The organism is Hymenobacter sp. J193 (assembly GCF_024700075.1).
In the GTDB taxonomy this organism is placed as follows: domain Bacteria; phylum Bacteroidota; class Bacteroidia; order Cytophagales; family Hymenobacteraceae; genus Hymenobacter.
Window position 1 is genome coordinate 1,233,882 of record NZ_JAJONE010000001.1, and the last position, 18,564, is coordinate 1,252,445.

The window sequence follows — 18,564 nt, forward strand, 5'->3', positions numbered from 1 at the left end:
CCCGCAATAGTGCGTTGACAGGCTCCATCCGGGTACGGGATGGAGCCTGTTCGTTTTTTTATTCTTCCGGCAAGCAACTTGCGCGGGCCGTCCTGAGTCGATACATTAGCTTTTCAATCATGGCCGTACGGGCTTCACTTTTCCATTTTTATATGCGTTTACCCCTACTTTTTGTAGCCGCAGGACTGTCTATTCAATCCGTTGTAGCTCAATCGGCTCACCACGCGGCCCCGCATTTCCCTAAGGCCCAGCTTGGCACCAAGGCCCTGCGCGAGCAGCTGCGTGAGCTGCCCCGCACCACAGTACCCGTACTGCCCACCACCAAGCGCTCCACGGCCAAGCGCCAGCCTCAGGCTCCCGTAGTGCCCTACCAGGGCCACGCCTACAACTGGGAAGAAGGCGAAGATGGTGCCGCTGGCAAATGGGTAGATGCCGCCCATGTGCAGTACACCTACAACGCCAACGCTCAGGTGACGCAAGAGGTGTATACTGACTCCATCACCCACGAAAACCTGTCGCAGACGCTCAATACCTACAATGCGCAGGGTGTGCAGACGGAGTCCATCCAGCAGGATTGGGACGGCAAGGCCTGGGAAAACTACGAACGCACCGCCACTACCTTCGACGCCCAGCAGATGGCCACGGAAGAGGTGACGCAGGAATGGTCTGGCACCGCCTGGGAAACCTACGAGGGCAGCAAGTACGAAAATACCTATAACGCGGCCAAGCAGCTCACCAGCCGGGTTACGAAAGAGTATGACGTGGAAGAAGGAGCCTTCATCAATGCGCTGCGGGAAACCTATGTGCTGGGCACCGACGGCAAGCCCACCCAGATTACCTTCGAAGAATGGGCCGATGGGGCCTGGGAAGCTTCATACCGCCACACCGACATCGTATGGCACGATTACGCCCTGGGCCAGGCACGTTCTTACAACTTTCAGGAGCTGGACGAGAAAGACTGGGTAACGACTGAGCGTTACAGCGCCACCTATACCGCTACCGGCAGCGTAGCCACCACCGAATACCTGGAAGGCGAAAACTGGATTGCGTACATGCGCGACACCGAAACCCGCGATGAGTACGGCAACCTGGCCGAGCTCAAGCTGGAAGACTGGAACGGTGACTCCTGGGAGTACTTCTACGGCATCAAAAACGCCTCGCGCTACAATGCGGCCGGCAACCTCATTCAGCAAGCCACTCAACTGGTATATCCGTTCTTCGGCATCGAAGAGTACACCCCGCTGCAGATGTACACCTTCACCGACTTTAAAGAGGTAGCCCTCAGCAGCAAGGCCCGGGAGCTGGCGGGCCGCACCAGCCTCTACCCCAACCCCGCTACCGACGCTGCCACGCTGGAGCTGCCGGCCCTGCGGCAGGCTGGTATGGTACGGGTAGAAATCCTCAACGGCGTAGGCCAGGTGCTGCGCACAGTAGAGGTGCGCACGCAGCCGGGCGTTACCCGTGCTACGCTGGAGCTGAGCGGCCTGTCGGCCGGCGTGTACCTGGTACGCGCCCACACCCCGGAAGGCACCGTGACCAAGCGCCTCATGCACCGCTAGGGTTCTGTTTCAGGCTCAAAAAAGCCCCGCCAGCTAAGCTGGCGGGGCTTTTTTCTTGATGATACTCCTTCGTACTACTGCACCGTTATAACCCGGGCCGGGCGCCGGTAGGCGGGCCGGTGGTAGTAGAGGCGCGGGGGAGGCAGCGGCCGGGCCCGCACTACTGCCGGGGCCGCCTGCACTACCACTAAGCGGCGGGGTGGCGGGGGCCCTGCCACTACGGGAGCAGTGGCCACGCAGGAAGAAACTGAGAAGCCCAGCCCAAACAGCAGAGCCAGCGCCAGAAACAACGGATAATTACGCATAAGCCAGAACAGTGAGGAGGAAACAACACTGGCTTGGATGCACCTGGCAGCGCCGGGTTTAATCGGGTTACTGGATAGGTATCCGGTAGGTCACGTCCGTGGCGCCGCCAAACAGACCGTAGCCGTTGCGCACGTTGGAGGCCAGCGGGGCGGGCTCGGCAAACGGGTTTCCGTTACTATCCTGGTAGCGCTGCGCCGACTGATAGAAGTCGTAGGCTTCGCGGGTGAGGGTGCTGATGGTTACTTCCACGAAGGCCGGCTGCCGGTACTGCGGCTGGCCCGGCACGTAGCCGCCCGAAGACCAGGCCCGCACGTTCTGGGTCAGCGAAATGGTGCGGCCGTTCACGTTCAGGTCGGCGTACACCTCGGGCTGGGTGTTGTAGCTTTCCGAGAGTTGGAACCGCTCAATGGAAATACCGCTGTCGTCCTCCGGGTCGTTTTCATAGTCGTTGCTCAGTACCCCCCAAAGCCGGCCGTTGGTATCGAGTACGCGGGCCGTAGCCACGTAGTAGTCGGCAGAAGCCGCCGGGTCGGGCACGCTCACGCTCAGGCGGCCCATTACGGAATGTTCGCCCTGGCCCGGGCCGGGCGCCCGGCGCACAAAGCTGCCAGCACTTACCGTGGCCGGCGCCGGTAGCGTGAGGCTGCTCTCGGCCGTTTCCATCCCCGGCATGGAGGCCCGAAGCGTATAGCGGTGCCCGGGATACCCCGCAAAGCCGTACTGGGGCACGTAATACGCGTCGATGCTATCCTGGCTGACGGGGTTGTAATAGCGGTAGCGCCCCCGGAACCGATCCACTACCTGCCCATTGGCATCGAGCAGCTCCACGGTGGCATTTGCCGGCTGGCGCACCGGCTTGGCAGTAAATATGTTCTGGCTTACGCTCACCGTCAGCAGGCGGTGCGGGTGAGTTTGCCAATACAGCGAGTCGGGCACTTGGTTGCTGAGCACGTAGTTGAGGGCCAGCCGGGGCGTGTGCTCGGGCATGGGCACATCCACGGCCATTTCGCAGCCGGCCAGCAAGGCTGGCAGCACTATGGCCACTGCCTGGAACAGAGTAGGTTTCATAGCAGACACGGCGTTAGAAGCGGAAACTTTTGCTAAAGGACGGGATAATGGGAAACAGCGAGATCTGCCGATATGAAGGCTTTATTTCTTTGCCATCGACATCGGTGCCGCCCTCGTTCAGGTACAGGTAGTAGGGATTTTTGCGGCTGTAGGCGTTGTAGAGCGAGATGCTGTTGACGACTTCACCCCAGCGCTTTTTCTTGGTATGGCTTAAGTCCAGGTCCATGCGGTGGTAGGCACGCATGCGGTAGGAGTTGCGCGGGCCGTAGTCGTCGTACTCCTCGTACACGCCCAGGCGGTAGCGGCCCTGCGCGAGGGTCACACCGTTGCCGGTGCCGTACACCCAGGTGCCCGAAAGCAGCAGGTTTTCCTTGAGCTTATGAATGACCACGAGCGAGGCATCGTGACGCCGGTCATACTTGAAGGGAAACAAGCGGCCCTGGTTTAGCTCCGGAAACTTCCGTTCACTCCAGGCTAGCGTGTAGCCAATCCAGCCGGTGGTGCGGCCGCTTTTCTTCTGCAGGAATACTTCTCCTCCGTAGGCCCAGCCCCGGCCGCTCGTTACTTTGCTTTCCCAGTTGTTGTCGGTAGTGCCCAGGAAGCTGGCGCCCTCGCGGTACTCAATGAGGTTGCGCATGGGCTTGTAGTAGGCTTCCAGGCTCAGCTCGTAGTCCTGCTCGTGGTGGCGCAGGGTGCGGGCTGCCCCCACGCTCAGCTGCTGGGCGCGCTGGGGCCGGATGTTTTTGGTGGACGGTACCCACAGATCGGTGGGCAGCCCAATGCCGCTGTTGGTGAGCAGGTGAATAAACTGGGTGGTACGGGCGTACGACGCCTTGAAGGCCCACTCTGGCGTGAGCAGAAAGCGGGCTGCCAGCCGGGGCTCCAGCGAGGGATACAACTTGCCATCTACTCCAAAGGCGTTCAGACGCAGGCCCCCGTTCACCTTCAGCCGCTCCGTCAGGCGGTAGTCGTCTTCGGCATACAGGGAGGCTTCGTGGGCGCCCACCTGCGCCACCGAGTTAAAGTCGCTTAAATCCCCGGAGCCTTTGGCCTGCAGGGCGCCCGGCTTGAAGGAGTGCCGGATGTACTGCCCGCCTGCCCGGATGTAGTGGTCGGGTGAGGGCAGATAGTCCAGGTCCGTCTTCAGGCTGATGTCGCGGATATTGGAGAAGTAACGCAGGCTGGTTTTGTCGGTTTGCCCGCCCCGGCGGCTTTCGTCTTCTACCCCAATGTTGAACTGGTACTTACTGTACGTGAGGTGGGTGTTCAGAAACAGCTGATTGTTCAGCACCCGGTTCCAGCGCAGGGCCGCCGTGAGGTTGCCCCAGCCCAGGCCGGCCTTCAGGCTGCTGTAGTCGTCGTTCTGCTGCTGGTCGCGGATGCGGGAGTAGAACTTGTCGTAGCCCGTGTAGGCGCTCAGGTACACCCGGTCGCGGGAGCTGATTTTCCAGTTCAGCTTGCCGTTCAGATCGTGGAAGAAGTAGCCCAGGGAGCCGCTGCTGCTCTCACTGGCCAGGGCTGCCTTAATGAGGGGCTGGGCCAGCAGATCGATGTAGGTGCGGCGGGCCGAGAAGATAAACGAGGCCGTGTCTTTCTTGATAGGTCCTTCCAGCGTGATTTTGGAGGCAATGATGCCCACGGCACCCTCGCCCTGGAACTTCTGCATGTTGCCTTCCTTCATCGAAATATCCAGCACCGACGAAAGGCGGCCGCCGTAGCGCGCCGGAAAGCCGCCCTTGATCAGCTCCACGTTGTTGAGCGCGTCGGCGTTGAATACTGAGAAAAACCCGAACAGGTGCGAGGCATTGTACACCGGTGTGCCATCCAGCAGAATCAGGTTCTGGTCGGGGGAGCCGCCGCGCACGTACAGGCCGCTGGTGCCCTCGCCCCCACTTTGCACGCCCGGCAGCAGCTGCAGCACTTTCAGTACGTCTACCTCGCCCAGCAAAGCCGGTAAGGTCTTGATTTGGGTGATGGGCACGTTGATAGTGCCCATGCGGGTGCTCTGCGCAATCTTCTCTTCCCGACTCCCTACTACCTCCACCCCAGCCAGCTCGGCCGACAGCGGCTGCAGCCGGAAATCGTGCGTTTGGTTGGTGCCGGCGGGCGCGGCCCAGCGGGCTTTCTGGTAGCCCAGGTAGCTTACCAGCAGCCGCACCGAGTCTGAGGCGGCGGGCAAGGTAAGCGAGTAGAAGCCGTAGGTGTTGGTGGCCGTGCCCTGGCCCGAGGCCGGATGCACCACGGCCACGCCAATAAGGTTTTCGCCGGTAGCGGCGTCGCGCACGTAGCCGCTGATGGTGTGCTTTTGCTGAGCCTGCGCCAAGCCGGGCAGCAGTAGCAGCAGGCCCAGGAGCCAGCCGCGTAAACGTTGTTTCATAGCTGAGAATAAAGGAAAACAGAGCGGCAGGAAGATGACCTCTTGCTCCTGGCAAGAGCCTGGGCAGCAGCGGCAGGTTGCAGCGCGCCTCGGAAAAGTGTTGCGCAAAAAAACACCCTCCGGCCATTATCAGCCAGAGGGTGCCGGGCTAACCACCGCAGCCCGGTTAGTCTTTGGAAGCAGTGGCAATGCGAAGAATAGCCAGCAATGCCCCCACGCCCAGGACAATCCACAAGGCTTTGTTAGACTTGCCTTTGCGCTGCTTAACCGGCTGCAGGGCCACGGCGGCCTCGTGCGCCGGTGCTACAGTTCTGCGGGGGGTGGCGGGCACAGGGGCCGCCACGGCAGGCGCTGGTCCCATAGCCGGGGCACTGGCCAGCACAGCGGCAGCCTGTTGCGCCGGAGCTGCCAGGGTAGCCGGCGCTACAGCCACGCTGGCCTGCGGGACATCGGTAGCCGGCGCCGGGGCTACCGGCACTGCCGCATAGGTGGGCACAGCGGGGCGAAACGCGTATTCGGCGCGCTGACAGCTGCCCAGCAGGGCGGTCAGCAGCAGGCCGTATAGGAGAGAAGGATATTGGTTACGCATATGAAAAGATAAAAAGTGGCCCCTCCTGAATCCTATATTCAAGCGGGTGAGCCGAAAGATATAAGTTACGGCGCACCTTCCCCAAGCCGCACCCGGTTATTTCCCGGCTCAGCATCAGCAGCTTTGCGTAGCTACCACTCCTCTCTGACGCACAAAGCCCCTGGCGCTATCAACACCAGGGGCTTTTTACAACTACAACGGGTAACCCTTACTTCTTCTTGTAAGCGGCGTTCAGATCGGCCAGCACTTCCTTGGTGATGTCGATGTCTTTGCGGCCGTAGGCTATGGCTCCGCCGGGCGCCGAAATCAGGATGAGGCGGTAGCCGTTGGCTTTGCCGTAGGCCTCCACCTGCTTGTCTACACGGTCCAGCACCTGCTTCGTCATGCGGGCTTCTTCCTCGGCGGCCTGCTGCTGCAGCTTCTGCTGCTCCTGCCCGCCCTTGATGCGCTGCATCTCCAGCTGCTGCTCAGTGGCGGCGCGCTGCTCCTGGGTGAGGGCCCCGGCCGTTTGCTGGTACTTCTGCACCGCGCTCTGGAACTGGCGGCCGATGGCGTCGTTCTGGGCGCTCCACTTTTTCACTTTCGCCTCGAAGCTCTTGCGGGCATCCTTCATGGCCTGGTAGCCTTCCAGCAGCTTTTCCGATTCCACGTAGGCTACTTTATCGGTGTCGGCTACGGCTTCCAGGGCAGTGGTGGCCTGGCTGGTAGAGTCGGTGCTGATGGCTACTTTGCGGGTTGGAGCCGCCGGGGCAGCCGCGGGCTTGCTGGCAAAGTGCAGGTAAAACAATACGGCCACGGCAATGACCAGTACCGCGTCAATAACGAGGCGCAAAGGGTTGTTCATTAGAAAAAGAAAGAAAAAACGGGTAAGCAGCCGGTCAATGGCTCCCCAAAGAAAAGGATTTTCTGGCTGGATGTGAGGTAATGTGCTAATGTGGAGAATGTGCTTGATGTGCTAATGGTCTGTCATTGCGAGCCAAGCGAAGCAATCCGGCCTTTTCAGAACCAGACACTTTTTTCTACCACCAAGCCCCTGAAGTGCGCACGTCAGGGCTTGGTGAATTTCAGGGCTTGGTGCATTGCCCAGTACGGATTGCTTCGCTTGGCTCGCAATGACACGTTCCCATCATCAGCACATCAGCCCATTCTCCACATTAGCACATCAGCACATTACCTCACATTAAATCGTCGTCTTCCGGCTCGGGCTCGGTGGCGCGGCTGGGCTTTTCCTCGAAGGGCGGGCTCAGATCTACCCGGCTGAAGGCGGCATCGGTGCGGCCGATGTGCAGCAGCGCGTCGCCCTGGTTTACCACGGGCATGTGGTTGAGCCCTACCACGTAGCCGCTCACCATCGACTCCAGCTTCACCGACATCTGCCCGTAGGGGTCGGTGATGGTACCGAACACCTGCCCTTTTTCCAGGTAGTCGCCCAGCTGCACGTCGCTCCGAAAAAGGCCCGCAAACTTGGCCCGCAGCCAGGTATGGCGGGGGCAGATGATGCCGGGCCGGGCCACCGGGGCGGCCGGCGGGGCCATGCCCAGGTGGTGCAGTACCCGAAACGTGCCCGCCAGCGCCAGCTCAATCCCAGCCTCGTCAAACCGCAAAGACTCCCCGGTTTCGTACACAATAATGCGCCTTCCCTCCCGCATGGCGGCCTCGCGCAAGGAGCCCGGCCGCAGCCCCGAGTGCAGCGTGAATGGGGCGCCGAATGCGGCCGCCAGGGCATCGGTTTCGGCATCTTCGCCCAGCAGGCACCGCACCTGCGGAGCATTGGAGCGGGCCGCTCCACCCGTGTGAAAATCAATGCCGTAGTCGACCAAAGGCATGATTTCGCGCATGAAGCGGTGGGCCACGCGGCTGGCCAGGGAGCCGCGCGGGTTGCCTGGAAATGAGCGGTTCACGTCCTTGCCGTCGGGCACCTCGCGGGAGAAGTTCAGGAAGCCGTAAATGTTGAGCAGGGGAATGGCAATGATGGAGCCCCGCAGTGGCCGCAGCAGCTCCCGCCGGATCAGGCGCCGGATGGTTTCCACCCCGTTCACCTCGTCGCCGTGCATGCCCGCCATCAGCAGCACCGTGGGGCCGGGCTCCGAGGAGCGGTACACGTTCACGGGCACATCAATGACGGTGCCCGAGGGCAGCTTGGAAATCACCAGCCGCGTGGTGGCCCGCTCGCCCGGCTTAATGGTGAGGCCATTGAGGTGAAAATCGGCGGGTGCAACAGTGGCGGATGAGGTCATGCAGAAGTGGGCCAGAGACGCGGGGCAGAACGAAGCCGCGCCTTTACGGGAATACGGAAAGTACGCTTCGGCCGCCAGACTACTTTTCCTTACCCGCTCACGCGGCAACCACCCCAACCGCTGAGCTGCACTACGGGCGGTTAATCTGCCTGGGTGTCGGGCATGGCTGCGGGGGCGGTCTTGCCGGTCTTGGAGGCTTTGGGCTTGGTCTTCCGGGCTATATCGGCCGTGTACTCGATGATTTTGCCGGCAATATCGAGGCCGGTGGCTTTTTCGATGCCTTCGAGGCCGGGGGGAGGAATTAACTTCCAGCACCAAGGGGCCACGAACACTCTGGAGCATATCCACGCCGGCTATGCCCAGGCCCAGGGCTTTGGTGGCCAGCAGGGCGGCGGCTTTTTCGGCCCGGGTGAGCTTCACCAGCTTGCCGGTACCACCCCGGTGCAGGTTCGAGCGAAACTCGCCCTCCTTGCCCTGGCGCTTCATGGCGCCCACCACTTCCCCGTTCACCACGAAGGCGCGCAGGTCGGCACCCTTGCTCTCGGCAATGAACTCCTGCACAATGATGCGCGCCTTGAGGTTATGAAATGCCTCGATGACGGACTGGGCGGCTTTTTCAGTTTCGGCCAGCACCACGCCCAGGCCCTGGGTGCCCTCCAGCAGCTTGATGATGACGGGCGCCCCGCCTACCTGCCGGATCATTTCGGGCACTTCCTCGGAGGAGTTGGTGAAGGCCGTTTTGGGCATGCCCACGCCGGCCCGGCTCAGGATCTGCATGGAGCGGAGCTTGTCGCGGCTGCGCACAATGGCCTGGCTTTCAATGGCAGTGCGCACCTTCATCATCTCAAACTGGCGCACCACGGCCGTGCCGTAGAACGTGACGGATGCCCCGATGCGCGGAATGATGGCGTCGAAGCCAATAAGAGGCTGGCCCTGGTAGATAATGCTGGGCGCGCCTTTTTCGAGCACTAGGTTACACTGCAGATGGTCGACGACCACGGCCTCGTGGCCGCGCTGGGTTGCAGCTTCCACCAGGCGGGTAGTAGAATACAGCTTCGGCTCGCGCGAAAGAATCGCCAGTTTCATGGAGAGAGGTGCTTGGAGAAGGTAGAGAGCAGAAGCGGGCGGCAAAGATGCGAAAAGCCCAACAGGTTTAGCGGGGCCGGGCGGCTCGGTGCGTTTCGCGGTACGAAACGTTGCGGCGCAGCACATCCACCACCAGCCGCCGTTGCCGCAGCAAAGAACGGCCAATCAAAACCGGATACCGCATATCGGAGCGGTCGGAAAGCGAAAATTCCGTTTCGATGTTCTCATTGAACAGGCGCAACACGGCCCGAATGACGTATCGTTCCTGCACTTCCCCGTTGGAAGAGCGAATATCCCGCCGCGAGAAGGCCGCGAACTGCATGGCCCGGCCATCGAAGTTGGGGTGCGAGGGGTCGAGCAGCTGCACGTGCAGCACGCGCCGGCCATCAGGCCGCGTTTCCTCGTGCATGTTGGAGCAGTGAATGGCGCCGGTGTACGCGCCGGTATCTACCTTGGCCTCCACCCCCCAGAGCTGCAATTCCGGAAAATCGACCAGCTCACGCCGTCCCACTACCCGCTTCGGTACCCGCTGCTTTTTCATGGAAGGCAAGATAGAGTTAATGTGCTAATGTGGGTTTAATGTGCTGCGCTTCGCTAATGTGGGGAATGTGGGCAATGTGCTATCATGGCGAGGAGGCACGACGACGCCATGCATCCTGGGCAACGTGTCAGACCCTGAGATGTAAAAAGCCCTTTCCCGCTGCGTACGGGAAAGGACTTTCTGGTAGAAAAACGGGACGAGCATTGCCTAGGACGGATGATTTCGCGCGGCTCGCCATGACACATTCCCCTATTAGCACATTATGCACATTAGCGAAGCGCAGCACATTCACTACGCTTTGTAGCTGATGCGGTAGACGGCGTCGTTCTGGTCGTCGGAGACGAGCAGGGAGCCATCGGGCAGCACCAGCAGGCACACGGGGCGGCCCCAGCTTTGCTGGCCCTGGAGCCAGCCTTCGGCGAAGGTTTCGTAGCCCAGAGCCTTTTTACCGGTGGCATCGAGGCGCACCAGGCTGATACGGTAGCCGAGCTTTTTGCTGCGGTTCCAGGAGCCGTGCTCAGGAATGAAAATCTGGTTGCGGTACTGGGCCGGAAACTGCTTGCCGGTATAGAACTTCAAACCCAGCGCGGCCACGTGCGGCCCCAGCTTCTGGGCCGGCGCCACGTAGGTGCTCTGATTTTTGCCGGCACCAAACTGCGGGTCGCGCACGTCGCCGGCAAAGAAGTACGGGAAGCCGAAGTGCTGGCCGGAGCTGGCGGCCCGGTTCAGCTCGTCGGCGGGCAGGTTGTCGCCCAGTTGGTCGCGGCCGTTGTCGGTAAACCACATAGCCTTGTCCTGGGGGCTCCAGTCGAAGCCCACGGTATTGCGCACCCCGTAGGCCACGGTTTCGAGGCCGGTGCCATCAGCGTTGAGGCGGTTGATGGTGGCGTAGATAGGCTCTTCCGGCTCACACACGTTGCAGGGCGCGCCCACCGGCACGTAGAGCTTGCCATCGGGCCCGAAGCTGATGTACTTGAAGCCGTGCCACTCTTTGTTGGGCAGCTTGTCGTACACCACTACGGGCTTGGGCTTCTGCTTGAGGCGCGCCGCAATGTTGTCGTAGCGCACGATGCGGTGGATTTCGCCCACGTACAGGGCTCCGTTGCGCACGGCCACGCCGTTGGGCGAGTTCAGACCGGTAGCTACCGTCACCACTTCATCGGCGCGGCCGTCTTTGTTGCGGTCGGGCAGGGCGTACACCTTGTCGTCCTTGGTGCCCACGTACACGGTACCGTCGGGGCCTACGGCCAGCTCGCGGGCACTTTTCACGCCCCGGGCAAAGTAGCTGATGACGAAGCCCTTGGGGAGCTTGATTTTGGCGAGGTTGGTATCGGCGGCCGAGGGCGCGGGCGCCGTGGTGAAGGCCAAAGCCAGCGGGGCCAGCACGGCAAGCGGAAGAAGATGGCGCAGTTTCATACTGCGTCAAACCAGCCCGCCGCCGCTAAGGTTGCGCGATTTGGTCTGAGGCGGCGCTGGCCGGCTACTGCTGCCCGTCACGCTGGCGCAGCAGACGCTCGTACTCACGCTCCGAGAGCTGCCCGCGGTTGATATTGCCGTAGGTGCCGAGGCCCTGGAAAAACACGCCAATGCCCCAGAACAGCGTTGACCACACCGGCCAGGGCAGCGGGTCGGCGTCGCGGCCCGTCACAAACCAGATAACCCACAGCAGGGTATTCACGAACACGTACGTGAGCAGGTGAGACTTGAATTTGGCCCGGGCCTTCGCCATACGCCAGAGTTGGGGGTCGCGGGGAGTAGTGGTCGTTTCCATGGTGCAGGACAAGTTTTGGGGTGATTGATGATTCAAACCTACCCGGCTTCTTCGCGCTTTCCTGCTTTACTTTACCCAAGCGTCGGTTCCCAGGGTTGAGGCGTCGAAACTGCCTACCGAACGAAAAGCCATTCTTATCCTGACGCTGCCTTGCCAGCCCATTTATGCCCTCCCCCACTCCACCTGCTTCCTGGCGCGACGCCCCCGCCTTCGGCCGCATCCGCCTCTACCAGGGCGACATCACCAAGCTCGACACCGCGGCCATAGTAAATGCTGCCAACACCAGCCTGCTGGGCGGCGGGGGCGTGGACGGGGCCATTCACCGCGCGGGCGGCCCGGCCATTCTGGATGCATGCCGGCAGATCTGGGCGCGGCAGGGCGGCTGCCCGCCCGGCGAGGCCGTGCTCACTAACGGTGGGCGCTTGCCGGCACATTACGTCATTCACACCGTGGGGCCGGTTTGGCAGGGCGGCCACAAGCAGGAGCCGGAGCTGCTGGCCCGCTGCTACCGCAATAGCCTGGCCCTGGCCGAGCAGCACCAAGTGGAAAGCGTGGCGTTTCCAGGCATCAGCACGGGCATCTACGGCTACCCCAAAGCCGAGGCGGCCGCCGTAGCCGTGCGGGAAGCACGGGTGTTTCTGGCGGAGCATGCATTTCCTGGCACGGTGGTTTTTGTGGTTTTTGATGAAGAAGCCCGCCGCTTCTACGAGCAGGCCCTGCAAGCCTGAGCTACCAGCGCACCCCGGGGTGACGGCGCAGGTAGGCCGCCACATCGTAGAGCAGCCCGCCGTGCCCGGCCTCCAGCAGCACAGTCTGCGCTCCTTTGATGCTGGCAATAAACCGCGCCAGCTCAGCGTGCGGAATCACCCGGTCGTGGCGACCCAGGAAGAACGTGACGGGTATCTGGTGCTGATTGAGGAGCCGACTGAGTTTCGTGAGCTGAAACGTGAGCTGCCGAAAGCCCAGCCAACTGCGGTAAACGCGCAGGCGCTTTTCGCGGCTGTCGAGCTGCCAGCGGGCAAAGCGTACGAGGCCACTGTGCACCAGGCGGCGCTCCTCCAGGGTATCGAGCCAGCCCAGCAGGCGCTGGGGGCGCAGCACGGCCCGGCCCAGCACCCCGCGCATCCAGGGCGGATAGGTTGCCAGGGTATACCAAAACTGGCGCTGCAGGCCGTCGGGGGCAATCAGCCAGAGCTTTTCTACCCGCCCGGGATGCTGCTCCAGCAGCGTGAGGGCAAACTTGGCGCCCATGCTAAACGCCAGCAGCCCGAAGCTTTCAACACCTTCCCGTTCCAATACCTCGGTCAGCAGCTCACCCAAGCGTTTTTTGGTGAGTGGCGCATCGATGCGGGCCAAGCGGCTGCGGCCGTGGTAGAACAAATCGAAGCTCAGCACTGAAACCTCTGGACCCAGCACCTCCAGCCAGCTGCGCCAGTAGCTTTCCTGCTGCCCGTAGCCGTGAAACGCCAGCACTACCCGCGGCCCGGTTCCGTAGCGCCGGTAATGCAGCAGGGTTTTCATGGGGTTATGTTTGGGTGACACGTGACGGGTAACACGCGCCACGCAGCGGAAGTGTCCGGCGGATGGCCGCTTTACGGCCGCCAGCAGGAAGGCTGGCTTCAACCCTTCGACAGGCTGCTGCCAGGCGCGCCTGTCACCTGTTACTTCATCACCTAATTATAGTTTTGATACGCCGCCGGACACGATGAACTTCATGACTTCGCTGCTGGGCAGCTCCAGGTAGGTTACGCTTTCCTTGGGTACCAGCTGCAGCTCGCCCGAGAAGTTGTAGGAGTGCGGGTAATACACAGCCATCAGCTCGGGGCGGTGCAGGCCGGCAATGTCGTCGCAGGTGGCAAAGCCCAGGCGGTAAGCTTTGGTTTCCTCATTCACGCACACCAGCACCGGGCGGTTGAACTTCTGGTTGTCGCCCACGAAGGCATCAAACAAGTCCTTCAGGCTGGAGTAGATGATGCTGACCAGCGGGGTGCGGTGCAGAATCCGCTCGGCCAGTACCAGCAAAGGGCGCACGGCCAGGGAGCGGGCAATAAACCCCACGACAGTGACGAGCACGAACATGGTGAGCAGCCCCAGGCCCGGGTATTTTTCACTGTCGATGTTCATCAGCCCGTCGATCCAGAAAAACAGGGCCACCAGGATGTACACCGTCAGCACGATGGGCGCTACCAGCAGCAGCCCATTGAGGAAATATTTGATGAGTTTACCCATAACAGGCGGAAGCTACGCAAGAAAGCCCGGCCAAAACGGCCGGGCCTGAGAAAATTACCACATTCGGGCCCGACGCCTAAGCTACACGGCCGCTTCGGGCACAATCGAAATCCGGTCGGCTACGCGCTGCATCAGCCACATGGGCGTGCTGGTAGCCCCGCAGATGCCTACCGAGTGCGCCGCCTCAAACCAGGATTCATCCAGTTCCTGCTCGTTTTCCACGAAGTAGCTGCGCGGGTTGGTTTGATTGACGACCGAGAACAGGGCCTTGCCATTGGAGCTTTTGCGCCCGCTCACGAAGATGATAACGTCGTGTTCAGTAGCAAAGCGGCGCAGAGCCGGCTCGCGGTTGCTTACCTGCCGGCAGATGCTGTCGTTGGCATCAAAGGCCTCCAGGGAGCCGCCAGCCGCCTGAATGCGTTCCTCTATGAGCTGCTTCATGCGGTAGAAGCCCGCCGTGCTTTTGGTGGTCTGGCTGAACAGGGTAACGGGCCGCGTGAAGTCAATCTGGTCGAGGTCTTCCTCGTGCATGACAATGATGGCGCGGTTGCCGGTCTGTCCGTTCAGGCCCGTCACCTCGGCGTGCCCAGGCTGGCCGTAGAGCACAATCTGACCATCCTGCCGCGTGGTGGCATCAAAGGCGTGCTTCACGCGGTTCTGGAGCTTGAGCACCACCGGGCAGGAAGCATCAATCAGCTCCAGGTTATTTTCCAGGGCCAGCTGATAGGTTTCCGGCGGCTCGCCATGGGCCCGGATCAGCACTTTGCAGTCGTGCAGGGTGCCGAGTTGCTCCCGGTCGATGATGCGCAAACCCAGGGCGTGCAGGCGCTCCACTTCCATACGGTTGTGCACAATGTCGCCCAGGCAATACAGCGTCGGCTCGTGCGCCAGCTCGTCTTCGGCCATCTGAATGGCAAATTCGACGCCGAAGCAGTAGCCGGAATTTTTATCGATGGTAACGTTCATGGATTCTGTTTCTACAACGCAAGCCCGCGTTTAGTGCAACTTTCGCGCCCGAATATGAACAGCCGCTAGCGCACGGATTCACTGCCGGCCCACCAGCCGGAGTTGGCGGCGGCCGTAGCCAGTAGTACGGCCGAAACGCGTTCCAGGACGAAATCAACCTGCTCGTCGATGGTGATGTGCGAGGTGTCGAGCAGCACCGCGTCGGAAGCCCGCCGCAGGGGACTTTCGGCCCGCGTGGAGTCAAGGTGGTCCCGCTTCACGAGGTTGTCGATGATGTCTTCCAGCGCTACCTGCTCGCCCTTCACGGCCAGCTCTTCCTGGCGGCGCAGGGCGCGCGTGCGGGTGTCAGCCGTCATAAATATCTTCACCTCGGCGTCCGGAAATACGGTGGTGCCAATGTCGCGCCCGTCCATCACGATGCCGCGCTTGCGGCCCATACGCTGCTGCTGGCGCACCATGGCGTGGCGCACGGCCGGAATCACCGACACCTCACTCACGGAGTTGGAAATGCGCATCTGCCGGATTTCGTCTTCGCGGATGGTGCCGTCCAGGCACAGCTCGTTGCGGCCCGTGCGGCGGTTGCGCTTAAACGAAATCGTCATATCGTGCAGAGCCTGCTCGATGCGCGGCAAATCATCGAAACTGATGCTGTGCTCCAGCAAATACAGCGTCACTGCCCGGTACATGGCTCCCGTGTCGATGTAGGCGTAGCCTAACTCAGCGGCAACGGCCTTGGCCGTGGTGCTTTTTCCGCACGAGGAATAGCCATCAATGGCAATGACGAGTTGTTTCATGATGAAATGGATCGGCGCGGGGGCAAAGGTAGCGGTATCCACGTTCTCCGCGTTACGGCTACCGGCGCCAACGTGGGCGCCACCTCCCGAAACAAGCTCAATACGGCATCGACGGCGCCGTGCAACAGCTGTTTTTCGACGGTTCCGAAGGGGTTGATGAAGGTGCGGCTGCCCAGCCGGATGCCCACTTCGCCGCTGTCGGTGCGGTGCCAGTGGCCCCCAAACGTGCGGGCAATGCACTCGCCCAGGAAACACCCAAGGGCATTGATGACGCCGGCCTGCTCGGTGGCAGGCACGCTGGCGCGCTCTTTTTCAATGAACTGAGCCAGCGTTTGCACGGCTTTTTCGTCGAAGGACGAAATGTTCAGGTTTTGCCGCACTGCTTCGGCGGCTGCACGTAGTTCTTCCACTGCTCGTTGCGACCAGCTTCTCAGCTGACCAGTTTACTCAACCATAGGTGTCTTTCCGGGTGGACTCAGGGTGGGTTGAGTAAGTATATTTAAACGGCGCGGAAAAATGAAATTTTTGTTTGAAAATTCTTATTTAATCCAGCTTTTACGCTGTCCGGTAGTTGCCAAACGGGCCGGAATACCAGCAAAAAAACCGGCCACCGACTGTTCCCGGCCCTTGGTGAGCTGCTCACTCACCAGGTAGAAGGGGTTGAAAAATAATTTACCCGCCAGGCCCACGCCCGTGCTGCCATCGGGCCCGGCGGCCCATTCCCCCTGATAGGTATCTACCAGGCACTGGCCCAGAAAACAGCCCAGCGCCATCACCACGCCTTCGCGTTCGGCGGGCTGGATGGTGGCGCGTTGCGCTTCGATGAAGTCGGTGAGACGCTGCACGGCGGGGGCATCGAAGGCGTTTACCTGAAGCTGCTGGCGCACGGCCTCGGCGGCGGCGTGCAGGGCAGCAAGGGGAGATTCGGAAGGCATAGAAAATAGTTAGGCGTGAGGCCTGTTACGCACGCAATAGTAGCCCTAATGACTTTCACAGGGGCAGGGAATCTTGCCGCTCTTGGCTTTGCGCTTGTAGGAGGCCGTTTTCTTTTGCAGGGACGAGTGGCGCGCGCAGCCCGTGGCGCCACCGCCCACGGAAAGCAGCATGCACGCGACCAAAAACAGGGAAATACTCTTTCTCACGGCGAAAACCTTGCTGAAATGTACGTAAAGTTAAGGTTCTTTACCCCGCAACGCCACCCGTTGCCTTTGTAGTGTGCTGCCTATGTCTGCCGATTTCTCCCTGCTGGCCAATGTGGTCGATTTGTTTGCCAACACCATCCGCCCCGCTACGGTGCGCGTAGCTGCCGGGCGTATTGCGGCCGTTGAGCCTACTGGTGCCACTGAGCCCGATGCGACCCTGCCCTACGCCCTGCCCGGCTTCGTGGATGCCCACGTGCACGTGGAAAGCTCCCTGCTGGTACCCTCGGAGTTTGCCCGACTGGCGGTGACGCACGGGACCGTGGCGACCGTGTCCGACCCGCACGAAATCGGGAACGTGCTGGGCGTGGCGGGCGTGCAGTACATGCTCCAAAACGGGGCGCAGGTGCCGTTCAAGTTCTGCTTTGGGGCTCCGTCGTGCGTGCCGGCCACGCCCTTCGAAACAGCCGGGGCCGAAATAACCGCCGCTGACATCGAGCTATTGTTCAAAGAGCACCCCGAAATCGGCTACCTGGCCGAGATGATGAACTGGCCTGGCGTGCTCAGCCGCGACGCCGGCGTGATGGAGAAAATCAGGCTGGCCCAACAGTACGGGCGCCCGGTGGATGGGCACGCGCCCGGTCTGCGCGGCGAAGATGCCCGCCGCTACGCCGGAGCCGGCATCAGCACCGACCACGAGTGCTTCACAGCCGAAGAAGCCCTCGACAAGCTAGCCGTGGGCATGAAAATCCTGATTCGGGAGGGCTCAGCGGCCCGCAACTTCGAGGCCCTGATTGACCTGCTGCCGGAGCACTATGAAAACCTGATGTTCTGCTCCGACGACAAGCACCCCGATACTCTCGTGCTGGGCCACATCAACCAATTGGTGCAGCGCGCCGTGGCCCGCGGCCAAGACGTGTTGCAAGTGCTGCACGTGGCCTGCCGCAACCCCGTGGAGCACTACCGCCTGCCCGTGGGCCTGCTCCGCGCGGGCGACGCAGCCGACTTCATTGTGGTGGACGACCTCATCGATTTTCGGGTGCGGCAGACCTATCTGGACGGACAGTTGGTGGCCGAAAACGGACAGACGCGCATTCCGGCCGTGCCGGTAGCCGTGGTGAACAACTTCGTGGCATCCACCGTGCACGCTGCTGACTTCGAGCTGAAAGCACCCGAAAAAACATTAGCGAGCAACGAACAACCAACCATCCGGGTCATCGAGTGCTTCGACGGTCAGCTGATTACGGCCCGCCACGACGTGCCTGCCCGCACGGAAAACGGCCTGGTCCTGCCCGACGTAACGCGGGATATTCTCAAGCTGAGCGTGGTGAACCGCTACCAGCCGGCTGCGCCGGCTGTGGCCTTCATTCAGGGCTTCGGGCTGAAGCACGGCGCCCTGGCCAGTTCCGTGGGCCACGACTCGCACAACATCACGGCTGTGGGCTGCGACGATGAAAGCCTGGCCCGGGCCGTGAGCCTGGTGATGGAAGCGCGGGGCGGCCTGGCCGCCGTGGGCCCCGATGGGCAGGAGCTGATTCTGCCGCTGCCGGTAGCCGGTTTGATGTCGGACCGGGAAGGCTACCACGTGGCCGAAGCCTATGCCGCCGTAGATGCCCTGGCCAAGCAGCTCGGCTCCCCGCTGCAGGCCCCGTTCATGACGCTGTCGTTTATGGCGCTACTGGTGATTCCCAGCCTCAAGCTCAGCGACAAAGGCCTCTTCGACGGGGAAGCATTCCGGTTTGTGGAAGCCGTGGTGTAGCTGCAAGTATTGTTTTTCGCGGTCATTGCGAGGCGGAGCCGAAGCAATCCGTCCTGGGCAACGCACCCAACCCTGAGACGTGAAAAGGCCCTGACATCTACGCGGATGTCAGGGCCTTTCTGGTAGAAGAACGGGTCTGGTAT

The 18,564-nt window shown here is 61.5% G+C and carries 19 protein-coding genes and 1 pseudogene; 3 read left to right on the forward strand and 17 right to left on the reverse strand.

All coding sequences use genetic code 11. From position 1 onward, the window contains the following. Positions 1-152 precede the first annotated feature (152 nt). On the forward strand, positions 153-1,559 hold the full coding sequence (locus tag LRS06_RS05320) for a T9SS type A sorting domain-containing protein (protein WP_257870531.1): 1,407 nt from the start codon (positions 153-155) through the stop codon (positions 1,557-1,559). A 74-nt stretch (positions 1,560-1,633) separates the two neighbouring features. On the opposite strand, the gene LRS06_RS05325 is transcribed toward LRS06_RS05320, so the two are convergent. The 10 genes and pseudogenes from LRS06_RS05325 to LRS06_RS05370 form a co-directional block, all read right to left on the reverse strand. Further along, positions 1,634-1,864, reverse strand: a complete 231-nt coding sequence (locus tag LRS06_RS05325) for a hypothetical protein (RefSeq protein WP_257870532.1) — start codon at positions 1,862-1,864, stop codon at positions 1,634-1,636. A gap of 67 nt (positions 1,865-1,931) precedes the next feature. Beyond that, a complete protein-coding gene (locus tag LRS06_RS05330) occupies positions 1,932-2,933 on the reverse strand; it encodes a DUF4249 domain-containing protein (protein WP_257870533.1) in 1,002 nt (333 codons plus the stop codon). Positions 2,934-2,946: 13 nt separating this feature from the next. After that, on the reverse strand, positions 2,947-5,310 hold the full coding sequence (locus LRS06_RS05335; RefSeq protein ID WP_257870534.1) for a TonB-dependent receptor: 2,364 nt from the start codon (positions 5,308-5,310) through the stop codon (positions 2,947-2,949). A 166-nt stretch (positions 5,311-5,476) separates the two neighbouring features. After that, positions 5,477-5,899: a hypothetical protein gene (locus LRS06_RS05340; RefSeq protein ID WP_257870535.1), complete on the reverse strand. Its 423-nt coding sequence runs from the start codon at positions 5,897-5,899 to the stop codon at positions 5,477-5,479. A 208-nt stretch (positions 5,900-6,107) separates the two neighbouring features. Then, on the reverse strand, positions 6,108-6,743 hold the full coding sequence (locus LRS06_RS05345; RefSeq protein ID WP_257870536.1) for an OmpH family outer membrane protein: 636 nt from the start codon (positions 6,741-6,743) through the stop codon (positions 6,108-6,110). A gap of 331 nt (positions 6,744-7,074) precedes the next feature. After that, on the reverse strand, positions 7,075-8,136 hold the full coding sequence (locus LRS06_RS05350; protein WP_257870537.1) for a succinylglutamate desuccinylase/aspartoacylase family protein: 1,062 nt from the start codon (positions 8,134-8,136) through the stop codon (positions 7,075-7,077). Between the two features lie 140 nt (positions 8,137-8,276). Further along, positions 8,277-9,222, reverse strand: a pseudogene (gene rimK, locus LRS06_RS05355) (30S ribosomal protein S6--L-glutamate ligase). Between the two features lie 67 nt (positions 9,223-9,289). Beyond that, positions 9,290-9,763: a RimK/LysX family protein gene (locus LRS06_RS05360; protein ID WP_257870538.1), complete on the reverse strand. Its 474-nt coding sequence runs from the start codon at positions 9,761-9,763 to the stop codon at positions 9,290-9,292. Between the two features lie 291 nt (positions 9,764-10,054). Beyond that, the gene (locus tag LRS06_RS05365; RefSeq protein ID WP_257870539.1) at positions 10,055-11,179 is read right to left on the reverse strand and encodes a sorbosone dehydrogenase family protein; all 1,125 of its coding nucleotides are present in this window, start codon (positions 11,177-11,179) and stop codon (positions 10,055-10,057) included. 64 nt (positions 11,180-11,243) lie between these two features. Beyond that, entirely contained in the window at positions 11,244-11,534 is a 291-nt protein-coding gene (locus tag LRS06_RS05370; protein ID WP_257870540.1) for a 2TM domain-containing protein, read from the reverse strand. Between the two features lie 164 nt (positions 11,535-11,698). On the opposite strand from LRS06_RS05370, the gene LRS06_RS05375 reads away from it, so the two are divergent. Further along, entirely contained in the window at positions 11,699-12,262 is a 564-nt protein-coding gene (locus LRS06_RS05375; RefSeq protein WP_257870541.1) for an O-acetyl-ADP-ribose deacetylase, read from the forward strand. 1 nt (position 12,263) lies between these two features. Here LRS06_RS05375 and LRS06_RS05380 read toward each other — a convergent pair whose 3' ends face one another. From LRS06_RS05380 to LRS06_RS05410, 7 genes are all read right to left on the reverse strand, one after another. After that, on the reverse strand, positions 12,264-13,055 hold the full coding sequence (locus LRS06_RS05380; protein WP_257870542.1) for an alpha/beta fold hydrolase: 792 nt from the start codon (positions 13,053-13,055) through the stop codon (positions 12,264-12,266). Between the two features lie 156 nt (positions 13,056-13,211). Next, positions 13,212-13,763: a DUF502 domain-containing protein gene (locus LRS06_RS05385; protein WP_257870543.1), complete on the reverse strand. Its 552-nt coding sequence runs from the start codon at positions 13,761-13,763 to the stop codon at positions 13,212-13,214. 81 nt (positions 13,764-13,844) lie between these two features. After that, entirely contained in the window at positions 13,845-14,729 is an 885-nt protein-coding gene (locus tag LRS06_RS05390) for a 4-hydroxy-3-methylbut-2-enyl diphosphate reductase (protein WP_257870544.1), read from the reverse strand. Positions 14,730-14,794: 65 nt separating this feature from the next. Continuing rightward, positions 14,795-15,523, reverse strand: coding sequence for a (d)CMP kinase (cmk, locus tag LRS06_RS05395; RefSeq protein ID WP_257870545.1), 729 nt, complete (start codon positions 15,521-15,523; stop codon positions 14,795-14,797). After that, complete coding sequence (locus LRS06_RS05400) at positions 15,520-15,933, reverse strand: hypothetical protein (protein ID WP_257870546.1); 414 nt, start codon at positions 15,931-15,933, stop codon at positions 15,520-15,522. The genes cmk and LRS06_RS05400 overlap by 4 nt, the downstream gene beginning before the upstream one ends. A gap of 129 nt (positions 15,934-16,062) precedes the next feature. After that, positions 16,063-16,458 (reverse strand): hypothetical protein, encoded by a 396-nt coding sequence (locus tag LRS06_RS05405; protein WP_257870547.1) that lies wholly within the window; start codon positions 16,456-16,458, stop codon positions 16,063-16,065. Between the two features lie 45 nt (positions 16,459-16,503). Then, positions 16,504-16,629, reverse strand: coding sequence for a hypothetical protein (locus LRS06_RS05410; RefSeq protein WP_257870548.1), 126 nt, complete (start codon positions 16,627-16,629; stop codon positions 16,504-16,506). 118 nt (positions 16,630-16,747) lie between these two features. On the opposite strand from LRS06_RS05410, the gene ade reads away from it, so the two are divergent. Then, entirely contained in the window at positions 16,748-18,421 is a 1,674-nt protein-coding gene (ade, locus tag LRS06_RS05415; protein ID WP_257870549.1) for an adenine deaminase, read from the forward strand. Positions 18,422-18,564: the final 143 nt, after the last annotated feature.

What these genes read in the sequence shown, in the direction of transcription:
- LRS06_RS05320 (WP_257870531.1), top strand. Translation starts at nt 153, where the DNA reads ATGCGTTTACCCCTACTTTTTGTAGCCGCAGGACTGTCTATTCAATCC.
- LRS06_RS05325 (WP_257870532.1), bottom strand. Translation starts at nt 1,864, where the DNA reads ATGCGTAATTATCCGTTGTTTCTGGCGCTGGCTCTGCTGTTTGGGCTG.
- LRS06_RS05330 (WP_257870533.1), bottom strand. Translation starts at nt 2,933, where the DNA reads ATGAAACCTACTCTGTTCCAGGCAGTGGCCATAGTGCTGCCAGCCTTG.
- LRS06_RS05335 (WP_257870534.1), bottom strand. Translation starts at nt 5,310, where the DNA reads ATGAAACAACGTTTACGCGGCTGGCTCCTGGGCCTGCTGCTACTGCTG.
- LRS06_RS05340 (WP_257870535.1), bottom strand. Translation starts at nt 5,899, where the DNA reads ATGCGTAACCAATATCCTTCTCTCCTATACGGCCTGCTGCTGACCGCC.
- LRS06_RS05345 (WP_257870536.1), bottom strand. Translation starts at nt 6,743, where the DNA reads ATGAACAACCCTTTGCGCCTCGTTATTGACGCGGTACTGGTCATTGCC.
- LRS06_RS05350 (WP_257870537.1), bottom strand. Translation starts at nt 8,136, where the DNA reads ATGACCTCATCCGCCACTGTTGCACCCGCCGATTTTCACCTCAATGGC.
- LRS06_RS05360 (WP_257870538.1), bottom strand. Translation starts at nt 9,763, where the DNA reads ATGAAAAAGCAGCGGGTACCGAAGCGGGTAGTGGGACGGCGTGAGCTG.
- LRS06_RS05365 (WP_257870539.1), bottom strand. Translation starts at nt 11,179, where the DNA reads ATGAAACTGCGCCATCTTCTTCCGCTTGCCGTGCTGGCCCCGCTGGCT.
- LRS06_RS05370 (WP_257870540.1), bottom strand. Translation starts at nt 11,534, where the DNA reads ATGGAAACGACCACTACTCCCCGCGACCCCCAACTCTGGCGTATGGCG.
- LRS06_RS05375 (WP_257870541.1), top strand. Translation starts at nt 11,699, where the DNA reads ATGCCCTCCCCCACTCCACCTGCTTCCTGGCGCGACGCCCCCGCCTTC.
- LRS06_RS05380 (WP_257870542.1), bottom strand. Translation starts at nt 13,055, where the DNA reads ATGAAAACCCTGCTGCATTACCGGCGCTACGGAACCGGGCCGCGGGTA.
- LRS06_RS05385 (WP_257870543.1), bottom strand. Translation starts at nt 13,763, where the DNA reads ATGGGTAAACTCATCAAATATTTCCTCAATGGGCTGCTGCTGGTAGCG.
- LRS06_RS05390 (WP_257870544.1), bottom strand. Translation starts at nt 14,729, where the DNA reads ATGAACGTTACCATCGATAAAAATTCCGGCTACTGCTTCGGCGTCGAA.
- cmk (WP_257870545.1), bottom strand. Translation starts at nt 15,523, where the DNA reads ATGAAACAACTCGTCATTGCCATTGATGGCTATTCCTCGTGCGGAAAA.
- LRS06_RS05405 (WP_257870547.1), bottom strand. Translation starts at nt 16,458, where the DNA reads ATGCCTTCCGAATCTCCCCTTGCTGCCCTGCACGCCGCCGCCGAGGCC.
- LRS06_RS05410 (WP_257870548.1), bottom strand. Translation starts at nt 16,629, where the DNA reads ATGCTGCTTTCCGTGGGCGGTGGCGCCACGGGCTGCGCGCGCCACTCG.
- ade (WP_257870549.1), top strand. Translation starts at nt 16,748, where the DNA reads ATGTCTGCCGATTTCTCCCTGCTGGCCAATGTGGTCGATTTGTTTGCC.